Annotated in this window: 10 protein-coding genes and 1 pseudogene; all 11 read left to right on the top strand. The window is 42.2% G+C overall.

The genetic code is table 11. The features are described 5' to 3' along the window. Positions 1–12: 12 nt before the first annotated feature. The 11 genes and pseudogenes from ftsH to AM500_RS23905 all read left to right on the top strand — a co-directional run bounded on the left by ftsH (position 13) and on the right by AM500_RS23905 (position 12337). Entirely contained in the window at positions 13–1836 is a 1824-nt protein-coding gene (gene ftsH, locus AM500_RS23950) for an ATP-dependent zinc metalloprotease FtsH (RefSeq protein ID WP_053601462.1), read from the top strand. Positions 1837–1936: 100 nt separating this feature from the next. After that, on the top strand, positions 1937–2359 hold the full coding sequence (gene spxA / locus AM500_RS23945; RefSeq protein ID WP_043934301.1) for a transcriptional regulator SpxA: 423 nt from the start codon (positions 1937–1939) through the stop codon (positions 2357–2359). 163 nt (positions 2360–2522) lie between these two features. After that, complete coding sequence (locus AM500_RS23940) at positions 2523–3959, top strand: amino acid permease (RefSeq protein WP_053601461.1); 1437 nt, start codon at positions 2523–2525, stop codon at positions 3957–3959. Between the two features lie 810 nt (positions 3960–4769). After that, on the top strand, positions 4770–5996 hold the full coding sequence (locus tag AM500_RS23935) for an MFS transporter (RefSeq protein ID WP_053601460.1): 1227 nt from the start codon (positions 4770–4772) through the stop codon (positions 5994–5996). 246 nt (positions 5997–6242) lie between these two features. Next, entirely contained in the window at positions 6243–7022 is a 780-nt protein-coding gene (locus tag AM500_RS23930) for an amino acid ABC transporter substrate-binding protein (protein ID WP_082347365.1), read from the top strand. 93 nt (positions 7023–7115) lie between these two features. Continuing rightward, positions 7116–7775: an amino acid ABC transporter permease gene (locus AM500_RS23925; RefSeq protein ID WP_053601458.1), complete on the top strand. Its 660-nt coding sequence runs from the start codon at positions 7116–7118 to the stop codon at positions 7773–7775. A gap of 11 nt (positions 7776–7786) precedes the next feature. Continuing rightward, a complete protein-coding gene (locus AM500_RS23920; protein WP_053601457.1) occupies positions 7787–8533 on the top strand; it encodes an amino acid ABC transporter ATP-binding protein in 747 nt (248 codons plus the stop codon). Between the two features lie 152 nt (positions 8534–8685). Further along, positions 8686–9267, top strand: coding sequence for an SAM-dependent methyltransferase (locus tag AM500_RS23915; RefSeq protein WP_053601868.1), 582 nt, complete (start codon positions 8686–8688; stop codon positions 9265–9267). 217 nt (positions 9268–9484) lie between these two features. Then, a complete protein-coding gene (locus AM500_RS25705; RefSeq protein ID WP_156319895.1) occupies positions 9485–9652 on the top strand; it encodes a hypothetical protein in 168 nt (55 codons plus the stop codon). Between the two features lie 15 nt (positions 9653–9667). Continuing rightward, positions 9668–9985 (top strand): annotated as a pseudogene (locus AM500_RS23910) (redoxin domain-containing protein); the annotation flags it as partial. A 141-nt stretch (positions 9986–10126) separates the two neighbouring features. Then, on the top strand, positions 10127–12337 hold the full coding sequence (locus AM500_RS23905; protein ID WP_053601455.1) for an EAL domain-containing protein: 2211 nt from the start codon (positions 10127–10129) through the stop codon (positions 12335–12337). The last annotated feature ends 51 nt before the right edge of the window (positions 12338–12388 follow it).

Below are 12388 nucleotides of genomic sequence, written 5' to 3'. Positions count from 1 at the left end.
GGGGATTGATTAATGAAGGTTCAAAAAAACCCGAAAAAGCCACTTGTTTACTATGTGCTTGTTTCAACTATGATAGTGTTGTTATTAAATGCGTTTATTTTTCCAGTCATTATGGAACGGAAAATAAAACAGGTTGATTATGGGACATTCCTTTCACAAGTTGAAAAAGGAGACGTAACAACTGTAGAAATTCAGGAAAAGCAAATTGGCTATAAAGTACCTGATGACGAGCGGACATATGTGACAGGACGGGTGGATGACCCGGAGCTAGTCAATCGTCTGTATGAGGCAGATGTGAAGTTTACACAGGTAATACCGAAAGAAACTTCACCTTTAATGAACTTCCTATTAACCTGGATATTGCCATTTGCAATTTTTATCGCAATTGCCCAATTCTTTATGCGTAAGATGCAAGGGAAAATGGGCGGAGGAGCAATGACATTTGGCAAAAGCAATGCAAAGGTCTATGTGGAAGCAGAGACCGGCAAATCCTTTGCTGATGTAGCGGGACAGGAAGAGGCAAAAGAAGCATTGAAGGAAATTGTCGACTTCCTTGATAATCCGAAAAAATATAAGGAAATTGGGGCCAATATTCCGAAGGGTGCCTTGCTGGTGGGACCCCCGGGAACAGGAAAAACCCTGCTTGCGAAAGCAGTGGCTGGAGAGTCAAAAGTACCGTTCTTCTCAATTTCCGGCTCGGAGTTTGTTGAGATGTTTGTTGGTATGGGTGCTGCCAGAGTGAGAGATCTATTTAAGCAGGCCCAGGCTAAGGCCCCTTGCATCGTTTTTATTGACGAAATCGATACAATTGGGAAAAGCAGAAACTCTGGCGGAATGGGCGGAAACGATGAACGCGAGCAGACATTGAATCAGCTTTTGACTGAAATGGATGGTTTTGATGCGGATAAAGGCGTAGTTATCCTCGCGGCGACAAACCGTCCGGAAACACTTGATAAGGCACTGCTCCGACCGGGCCGTTTTGACAGGCGTGTCCCCGTTGAATTACCTGATTTGCCTGGCCGGGAGGCAATTCTTGACGTTCATGCTAAAAAGGTAAAACTGGGAGAAGACATTAATTTTAATGCAATTGCCAGAGCAACTGCTGGTGCATCTGGAGCAGATCTTGCCAACATTATAAATGAAGCTGCCCTGCGTGCTGTTCGCTTTGGCAGAAAAATGATCAACCAAAGCGACCTTGAGGAGTCGGTAGAGGTAGTAATTGCTGGTTATCAGCGCAAAAATGCCATGATTTCGATGAAGGATAAGTTAATCATTTCCTACCATGAAATTGGCCATGCCCTGGTCGCTGCCAAACAAAGCCACTCCGCGCCAGTCCATAAGATTACGATTATTCCAAGGACTTCCGGTGCACTTGGTTATACAATGCAGATTGACGAAGGTGAGCGTGTCTTGCTCAGCAAGGAACAAGCTATAGACAAAATCACGACCTTCATGGGTGGCAGGGCTGCTGAGGAACTAATTTTCAATTCCATTACATCAGGAGCTTCAAATGATATTGAACAAGCAACAAAAATTGCGCGTGCAATGGTCACCCGATATGGAATGAGCGATGAATTTGGAATGATGGCGCTTGAAACAGTCAATAATCCATATTTAGGCGGGGACACAACCTTGCTAGTTTCCCCGGAAACAGCTTCAAAAATTGATACTGAAGTTCTGAAAATTATTAAGTCATGCTATCAAAGGGCAAAACAAATCCTTGAAGAAAACCAGGATAAACTGCATGAACTGACAAAATATCTTCTTGAAAAAGAAACCATATCTGGCGAGGAGTTTATGATGATTCTTACTGGAAAGCCAAATGGTACCCTGTAATTTGACATACATTTTTGGAGAGCTGTATAATTAATTTTAATTAAAAATACTCCAATTGAAGATATACAAATAAACTATAACGTTAGGGAGTTTTGTGTATATGGTTAACTTGTATACGTCACCTAGTTGTACGTCATGCCGGAAAGCGAAGGCTTGGCTTGAAGAGCACAATGTGGAATATATTGAACGAAACATTTTCTCCGAACCATTGACAACAGATGAGATTAAGGGAATTCTCTCAATGACGGAGGAAGGAACGGATGAAATCATCTCGATAAATTCGAAAACTTACAAGAGTTTGAATGTGAATTTGGAGTCTCTCCAGCTCCAGGAGTTGTATAAAATTATCAAGAATAACCCGGGTATGCTTCGAAGGCCGATTATAAAAGATGAAAAAAAGATGAACGTCGGCTATAACGAGGAAGAAATTCGCAGGTTCCTTCCCAGGAGTGTCCGGACTATCATTCGCCATGAAACACATCAGATGGCTGATGCGATTGAAAGCCAAAGCGTCGGAATGTAAAAATCAATGATCCAGGAAGAAAGGATGGCAAGTTGCCGTCCTTTCTTTTTTTATAAGAGATTACAGGCCTCTGCACAATTGGATGGAGTAGCCATAGCCGAATCATTTTTCCTCTTTAGGCAAATAATATCCCTGACATATAAAAAGGTTGGGGGAAAGAAATATGCAAAAAACGCAAAAAGGGCTTTCTGCAGTACAGCTTACGATGATGGCGCTGGGGAGTGTCATTGGGGGATCGTTTTTCCTCGGTTCCTCTGTAGCAATTAATGCGGCTGGCCCTTCAATTTTAATCTCTTATATTGTTGCGGGAGCATTGATTTTTATCATTTTATACGCTTTGTCGGAAATGACTGTGGCTGCCCCAAACGTTGGCTCATTCAGTACATTTGCCGCAAGGGAACTTGGGGCGGGGACAGGGTTTGTGGTTGGCTGGCTATATTGGACTGGGACGATTCTGTCAATGTCGAGTGAAGCAGCCGCGATTTCCATTCTTGTCCGTGAATGGTATCCAAATGTATCAATTGGCCTCCTGGGAGGAGCAATCATTATTGGTGTCACGCTTGTAAATCTTTTGGGTGCAGATAAAATTGGAAAACTGACAAGCGGCCTTTCCTCAATAAAATTATTAGCCATCGTGTTTTTTATTGTTACCGCCTTAATGCTGATTTTCGGGCTTTTCCCTGGAACTCCAGCTGTAGGGGCGGGGGAACTTGTACGAGAGCCGCTAATGCCGGGAGGGTTAGGCGGATTGGCTGGAAGTATGCTGCTGGTCGTGTTTGCATATGCAGGTTTTGAAATTATAGGCCTGGCTGCGTCTGAAACAAGGGACCCTGCAAAGACTATACCAAAAGCAATTCGCTACACCGTTATTGCTCTGGTTGGTCTATATGTTGTTTATGCCGCAGTCTTGCTGCCGCTTATCCCGACTTCTGCCTTAAATGAAAATGTCTCACCGATGGTTGCTTCGCTGGAACGATGGGGTATCGGATGGGCTGGGCGAGCACTTAATATTGTCTTGATTACGGCAATTCTTTCGGCTATGCTGGCAGCAATTTTTGGGCTTGGAAGAATGATTCGTTCGCTCACGGATGAAGGACATGCTCCAAAATTCCTGATAGATAAGAAGGATGTCCCTTATCGGGGAATATTGTTTTCAGGAGTAGCCATGCTGCTTGGCCTTGGTTTTGGACTTCTGTTTCCCAGAGTTTATCTTGTCCTAATCACAACAGGGGGATTTGCCCTGCTCTTTACCTACGGTGTCATTATGGCCAGCCATATAAAGTTTCGTAAACGGAACGGCTGCCCGCCCAATGGGATATGCCAAATGCCCGGATTCCCGTACACCTCCTGGATCGCTCTGGTGGCAATTGTAGTCATACTCCTTTGCATGCCTTTTATCCCGGGGCAGGAAGCAGGTCTTATTTCAGGACTTATCATGGTTATCTTTTTTTCATCCGTTTATGTATTGATAAGATCGAGAAAAAAAGCTCAAACTCGAGGAGAAGAAAAAACAGGCACCAAAAGCCGCAATTATCAGGGCGAATTGTTGACCGAGGCCTCTGCTGAACTGACTCGGAAGATAGATAATGAAGAAACCTAATGGCCTGAAGGTTTCCGCTTTAAGGTGCTTTTCTTAAAATATGTGCCGAAATGACCGTTGTTGGGCATTCATTATAAAAAGGAGAAACTCGCCGCTTGGCGGGTTTCTTTAATAGGAATCCATAAAAAATCAAGTAACCAGTTAATGTAAAAATAAGCGGAGATTTTCCTGTTATATGTATAAAGGAGCTTGAATGGGGGTGTATATAAGGGGAGAATTTCCGGTTATGCAAAGCAAAAGCACCCGTACCCGTATTGATATGTCTCGAGGTCAATAGGCAGAATCTCTCCGCCTATTTAAGCAATTTTTAATGCCATTAACTAATTAAGCGGAATTCTTCCGTCTATTTATCAGCTTGGGAGCTTAACGTGCTCGCCTAACCGATAAGGGCGGATCCTCTTGATTCTACATGCGGGTATCAGCAGCTTTTATCGACTAGCTATAAAGAAAATTGTAATCAAAACAGCACTGCAAATGACAGAAGCTTTGACCCTCTTTTTAATTGTACAAATTTATTGTCCCCATAGAATGATGTCAATGGTATTTGTAGAAACCTTGATAAATAAAGAAAAGACGTATGCCAATTCATCAGTCAATTTTTGTTTCTTTTAATAAGCACCTTTGATAATCTTGGAGCCACGCATAGATGTGTATCTAAACAGGTAAATAAAGACAAATCACAGTGAAGTCTCAATTTTAAAATCCATTTCATCCGATTAACGACAAATTAAATTTCTGATAGTTACTTTTGGCGGCTTTTGGTATTCTAGCAGAAAGAAAAGAATACTAAGGGGATTTGGGGGAACATGCATGGCAAGAAAACTGCCTGCACAAACAGTATATTTTTTGTATGCTGGAATCACTGCGTTTTTATTTGAGATGGTCTTTACCGTAAATGAGGTGTACAGGTTTGAGGCAGCTGGCTTTTCACCATGGCAGCTGGTCATAGTAGGCACCGCACTCGAATTATCCTGTTTTATTTTTGAAATTCCAACTGGAATCCTGGCTGACTTAAAGAGCAGGAAATTATCTGTGATTATCGGGGTCATTCTAATCGGAATGGGTTTCCTGATAGAAGGACTTGTGCCGGTATTTATGGTCATTCTTCTATGCCAGGTTATTTGGGGTATAGGATACACGTTTACAAGCGGTGCGTTTGAAGCGTGGATATCGGATGAGGTTGGCGGAAAAGAATTGACGGGGTTATTTTTAAAAGGAGCGCAAGTCCGGCAAGTTGGTGCCTTGATTGCCATCGTCCTTAGTACGGCGATAGGTGCGTATATTATTAACCTGCCGATGATTGTGGGTGGCATTCTTTTTATTTTATTAGGCCTATTCCTGCTTATATATATGCCTGAAACCGGCTTTAAACCAACCCTGGCATCAGAAGCGGGAAGCTACTTTCAGCAAATGGCCTCCACCTTTGCGGCAGGCATTCGTTTTATGAAAAAAAGCCAGTTTCTAATTGTTATGGCGTGTATTACCTTTTTCTATGGATTGTATAGTGAAGGGCTAGACCGGCTTTGGATTGCCCATATCCTGCAGGATGTAACACTTCCGGATATAAATGTTAAGCCGATTGTCTGGGTCGGTTTGATTAACGGGACCGCCCTTATTGCAAGTATTCTTGCGGTTGAATACATAAAGAGAAGGCTCGAGAAAACTGGGCAGCTTCAAAAGGTCTGGCTGCTTGTTGTTATTAATGCGGTCATGGCCTTAAGTATTATTGTATTTGCAATGGCGGGCCATTATGGGACAGCTTTTTCTTCCTATCTATTATTCTATATTCTTAGAACCACAAATGGGCCAATATATAGTGCATGGCTAAATGAAAACATTGAATCTAGTGTAAGAGCAACCGTTCTTTCAACCTATGGCCAGTTGGATGCTTTCGGACAAATCATTAGCGGTCCAATCATCGGGTATATTGCATACAAGGCCACGATGGAGCTTTCTCTTATCGTTTCGGGCCTACTGCTGCTGCCGGTCGTTGCTCTCTTTGCCTTTTTACTGAAGAAAGCTAAACATAGCGTCTAAATTTTTAAAATAAACAAAACCAGCACCTCCCTACGGAAAATCCCGAGGAAAGTGCTGGTTTAATTTATGGATCAAGAAGCTCATTTTAGCTGAAAAAGAAGCCTTAAGCAGAAAATTTTCTGAACATATGCTGGGGTATTGTCCACTATGAATTTTAGTGTTATAATCTGATAGTGTGATAATACGGTAACGTACTAAAGGATTTTTAAATCTATTAAAATAATCTATTAAAGGATGGTATACAAAATGAAACGTACAGCTATGATGCTTTTAATTTCAGCTTTATTTATAGTCCTGGCAGCATGTTCAGGCAGTTCTACTTCTGGGAAGGAATCTGATGATACGTTGATAGTGGGCATTGATGATAAATTTGCTCCAATGGGTTTCCGTGATGAAAACAATGAGATTGTCGGTTTCGATATTGATTACGCCAAAGCAGCCGCAGACAAGATGGGTCTTGAAGTGAAATTCCAGCCGATTGACTGGAAAACAAAAGAGTCCGAGCTTTCAAGCGGCAGGATTGACCTAATTTGGAATGGGTATACTATCACAGACGAACGGAAGCAAAAAGTTCTTTTTACAAAGCCGTATTTGAAAAACGCGCAGGTGGTCGTGACAAAGGCTGACTCAAAGTTGGAAAAGCTTTCAGATCTCGAAGGTAAGATAGTTGGCTTGCAGTCCCTTTCTTCAGCAAAAGACGCTCTTGAAGCAAACCCAATCAGTGGGAAGATTAGGGAAGTAACCGAGTTCTCTGATAATGTTATGGCTTTGAATGATTTAAAAAGCGGCCGCCTTGATGCGGTAATTATTGATGAAGTAGTCATTAACTATTATATGGAGAAGGAAGAGGAATCCTTTAAGGTGCTTGAAGAATCACTTGCTCCAGAGGAATATGGTGTTGGCGTGAAAAAAGGCAATGAAGAGCTGCTCGAAAAATTGCAAAAAGCGCTTGATGAGATGAATGAAGATGGCACAGCCGCTGACATTTCAAAGAAATGGTTTGGCGAAGATAAAGTACTAAAATAATACGTAATAAGAACAGTGGGCAAAACAGGATTTCCTCAGGAAACCCTGTTTTGTTACGCTTGCATTGGCACTTGCTAAATGGAGGAAATCCTTATGACACTTGACTATATTCTAGAAATCCTTGGCCCGATGCTTGAAGGCGCCCAGATGACCGTTCTGCTTTTTTTCATTGCGATCATCTTGTCAATTCCGCTGGGATTTCTACTTACACTAGCAGTTAGAAGCAGTTTTAGGCCATTATCCTGGCTGGCTCAGGGCTACATATATGTTATGCGCGGAACACCGCTTCTTTTGCAGCTTTTGTTTATATGTTTTGGATTACCGATGATTCCTGTGGTGGGGGAATATCTTGTACTCGACCGCTTTGTCGCGGCAAGCTTGGGCTTTGTGCTTAATTATGCCGCATATTTTGCGGAAATCTTCCGGGGTGGCCTGCTCGCCATTGACAAAGGACAATTCGAAGCAGCCCAAGTACTGGGACTCAGCAAATGGCAAACTACAACGAGGGTTGTCCTTCCGCAAATGTTCAGGATTGCACTTCCGTCCGTAGCCAACGAATCCATAACACTGGTAAAGGATACAGCCCTGCTTTATGCGGTAGCAGTACCGGAATTGCTGCATTTCGCCCAGACTGCTGTTAACCGTGATTTTACTATCGTGCCATTCTTCGTGGCTGGCGTGATTTATTTAATTATGACTCTGGTGCTTACTGCTTTCTTTAAGTGGATTGAACGCCGATTTACGTTTGAATAGGAGGGCTGAATATGGCCATTATCGAAGTCTCCAATCTTAAAAAATCTTACGGGGCGCTTGATGTCCTTAAGAAAATCTCGTTCGAGGTTAGTAAAAATGATGTTGTTGCCGTAATCGGCCCTTCAGGTTCGGGAAAAAGTACTATGCTTAGAAGCCTTGTCCATTTAGAGAAAATCGATGGCGGGTCAATTCAGGTAGAAGGCGATTTTCTGGCCAGGGATGGAATCTATCCGAAGCCACAGGAAACAAAACGAATTACCGCAAAGATGGGTATGGTATTCCAGCATTTTAACCTGTTTCCTCATCTAACGGTTAAGGAAAATCTTGAGCTTGCACCGAAGTTAGTAAAGAATGAACAGCTTGGGGATTTACAGCATCGAAGTACCGAACTGCTAGGAAAAATCGGCCTCACAGGCCATGCCAATGCTTACCCTGCCAAACTTTCCGGCGGTCAAAAGCAAAGGGTTGCGATAGCCCGGGCTCTGATGATGGATCCTGATATCCTCCTCTTTGATGAGCCAACATCTGCATTAGACCCCGAGTTGACAGGTGAGGTTCTGCAAGTTATGAAAAAGCTTGCAGAGGAGCACATGACGATGATCGTTGTCACTCATGAAATGGGTTTTGCCCGCGAAGTTGCCAATAAGGTTATTTTCATGGATAATGGCGAAATTATTGAGTCAGGACACCCCGATGAAATTTTTACAAATCCTCGCAATGAACGGACAAAGGCTTTCTTGACCCGGACATTGAAATAGGTGACTGCGTATGGATTTGCTATAGTATTAGTATGAGACGGTGAAGGCAGTGAACGCTTGGGGGGCTGCCTTTACGCTGGCAAGGCGCTTGCGCTTTTCTTATAGGAAGGTTTGAGAGCTAATTGGACGATGAACGGTATACGGATACATTAATGAATATAAAAACTGTCGGCAATCAGAAAGGGTTTTTGAAATCAATCCATTACCATCCTTATGAGCCGACCCCCTATAATGCGCTTGATATACTTTTCTCGGAGTATCAGTTAATTAAGAGCGATGTGGTCGTTGACTTTGGGAGCGGAAAAGGAAGGCTCCCGTTTTATGTAAACTATTTGTTTAATACTACTGCAATAGGTGTTGAATTTAATGAGGTCTTCTATCATGATGCAGTGGAGAATTTAAACGGATATCTTACTAAGTATAAAAAGCGTAGAGACAGGGTCCGTTTCCACTGTGGGCTTGCAGAGGAATATATAGTGCAGCCTGAAGAGAACAGGTTTTATTTTTTCAACCCTTTTACAGTCGCCATTTTTATAAAAGTTATCCAAAATATCCTGGCCTCCGCGGAAGAGGTTCCTCGGACTATTGATTTAATTTTATATTATCCTTCTGGTGACTATGTTCATTTTCTTGAATACCAAACACCGTTTGAAATGGTTCAGGATGTCCCCTTGCCCGGGCTTGCTGAAAAAAATATTAATGAACGGTTTTTGATATACCGTTACTCTTTATAGGACTCTCTCCTGCAGTACAGCTCTTGGACAAAGGATAGCGGGGCTAAATATTTGAGGGTGGAGCAATGTTCCAGGTGTCGTTATAAATATTGCAGCAATGTGTGGCTTGTTTTATGTTTCAAATAAATTTAATACTCCAATGGGTATTAGGTGGGATATAATAAGGTAAATCCCCAATGAGGGTTTATCGATGAATTGGTGAAAGGTGTGGGAAAAAATGAAGAAACGCAGCCTTTATGTGGGTTTTTACGTAATATTGGCAGTTGTTTTTACCCTGGCAGGCTGCTCAGGGAACAAAGCTATACTTGATGACCAAGGCAAAGAGGTATCACTTGAAAAGAAGGACAAGCCTACGCTCGTATTCTTTTTTACAGGCAATACCTGAGACTATTGTAAATCGCAGCTGGTCGAGCTGCAGAAGAACAAAGAATTATTTAATCAGTTTCCTGGGGATGTATATGCTTTGAGTGCGTCTTCACCTGAGGATCACAAGGAAATGAAGGAAGACCTGGGGCTTGATTATACCCTTCTTTCTGACAAATACCTTGTATTGATCGAAAAGGCAGAATTAAAAGACCCTAGTGGCCCTAAATCTCTTAGGGGTTTCGCTATCCTTGATAAGAAAGGAAATGTTCTCGAATCTCAGCAGCTGGACCCTTTTGGTGATCAAATCGCTGAGATTATTCCTTACGCCGCTAGTAAAGTAACTGGCCAATAACCAAACTGCTGCATGTCTTTAGGCATGCAGTTATTTTTTTCTATAGCCAGGACGATAAAAACTTCATTGTGAAGAAGGTTCATATTTGGTATGTTTAACACATAGATTAAAATGTCGATAAATGGCAATCGAGGGGAAACAATGAGGTTAAAAGCAATTTTCAGGGACACTAGGAAACTATTATTAATTTCGGCAATTATCGTGGGGTTGATTGCTGAAACTAGTTCCATACTTTTTTCTGTGAATGAAAAAATTGTCCATGCTCTGTTGCTGGCTATTGCCGGTGTGTTGATTCTTGGGGTCATAAATGGTATTGACCTGACGACAGCAGAGCTGAAAAAGAACCGGCAAAGGCTTAAGAATATTTTTGAAACACTTGATGTCGCTATATGGTCACACGATATGAAGTCAAACCATTTGATGATTACACCGGGAATTGAAAAACTATACGGGTATTCCTTGAGCGATTTTTATGAAGATCATGAATTATGGAAAAAAGTTATCCATCCTGAGGATCTTGTTGTTTTAAAGGAAAGGGAATCCGCTCTTGAAAAGGGTAAAGCTATCACTAGTATTTATCGGATTATCCGTTCTGATGGGGAAATCCGCTGGATACAGGACAGGGGAATCCCGACTAATGAAGATGGCAAACTTATCGACTTCAGTTCTGTTCTTTTTGATATTACAGAGCGAATGGAGAGTGAAAACCGTTATAGGACACTCGTCGAAATGTCCCCTGACATCATTGCGGTATATAGCAGAAGCCATATTGATTATATTAATGAGACAGGTGCTATAGTGTTTGGATACAATTCCCCAAAGCAGCTGATCGGCAGGCCTCTTTCAAGGTTAATACCAGAATCTGTATTAAACGAGTTAAGATACAGAGCGCTTTCAATTGATGAACCCGATACAAAAATCAGTATTGAGTTTAAGACTGAACGGTTGAATGGTGAAGAAATTAGTATTGAAATGATATCAATGCCAATATTTTTTGAAGGCAGGGCTGCGCGTCAAATAGTTGGAAGGGATATTTCCGAACGCAAGAAGACGGAAGAGACAATCCAACAAATGGCGTATTTTGATAGCCTTACCGGCCTTCCGAATCGCTATAGATTCCGGACTCAATTAATTGAAGCACTGCAGCATAATCCAAGCCAGGCAATATCCGTCTTATTTCTGGACCTTGATAGGTTCAAAATAATTAATGATACAAAAGGCCATTCGGTAGGAGATATGCTTTTGCAGGGTGTTGCATCAAGGCTTGCTCATACCGTTGCGGAGGCGGGGGTTGTTTCGCGCCAGGGTGGAGATGAGTTTACTATTTTCCTAAGAAATATAGATCGTGAAAAAACCGTTCAAATAGCCAGGAAAATCCTGAATGAATTTTCCGAGCCTTTCAAGATTAACGGCGAAGAATTCTATGTAACCCCAAGTATTGGAATCAGCATGTATCCAATAGACGGCAAGGACGGGGAGACGTTGATAAAAAATGCCGATACAGCGATGTACCTGGCCAAAGACCGAGGCAAGAATAACTATCAATTCTATACCTCACGCCTTCAGGGTTTGTCCTCACGGAAGATGGAATTAGAAACAGGGCTTAGGAAAGCGTTGGAGCAGGAGCAGCTGGCTTTGTTTTTCCAGCCACAGGTAGAGTTGAGTACCGGCAATATTATTGGGCTTGAAGCGCTGATTAGATGGAAGCACCCGATAAGAGGGATGATTCCGCCATCTGAATTTATCCCGCTTGCCGAAGAAACTGGCCTTATTGTTCCGATCGGCAATTGGGTATTAAGGAAGGCCTGTGAACAACACACTCTATGGCGAAGACAGGGGTATTTGCCTATGTCGATTTCGGTTAATATTTCGGTCAGGCAATTTCAGGATGACAATTTCCTCGAATCTGTTAAAAAAATCCTTGAAGAGACAGAAATGGACCCAAGTTCCTTGGAACTTGAAATAACCGAAAGTGTTATGAGAAATATTGACCGCTCAATTTATATCTTGAATGAGCTACATCAGCTTGGTGTAAAGCTGGCCCTTGATGACTTTGGTACGGGGTATTCATCGTTAAGCAACTTAAAGCATCTTCCAATTGATACAGTGAAAATTGACAAATCGTTCATTGATGACATTTCCACCGAAGAAGATGGAGGAGCAATGGTGAAAACGATTCTTAATATGGGCCTCCATATGGGCTTCCATGTTATTGCTGAGGGCATTGAGAGACAAGAACAAGTTGATTACCTCGTTGCCAGCGGCTGTACTGTAGGCCAGGGGTTTTTATTCAGTCAACCCAAACCTGCTGCTTCTGTTCAAGAATTGCTCCCAAAAAGCATGCCTGTTTAATAGGCATGCTTTTTGTGTGCTATTTACTGTGTGATTTAACGAGAACTAAAT

This window comes from Bacillus sp. FJAT-18017 (assembly GCF_001278805.1).
Classification (GTDB): Bacteria; Bacillota; Bacilli; order Bacillales; family Cytobacillaceae; genus Bacillus_D.
Note: the sequence above shows the minus strand (reverse complement) of the source record. Positions and strands in the feature narration are given on the sequence as shown.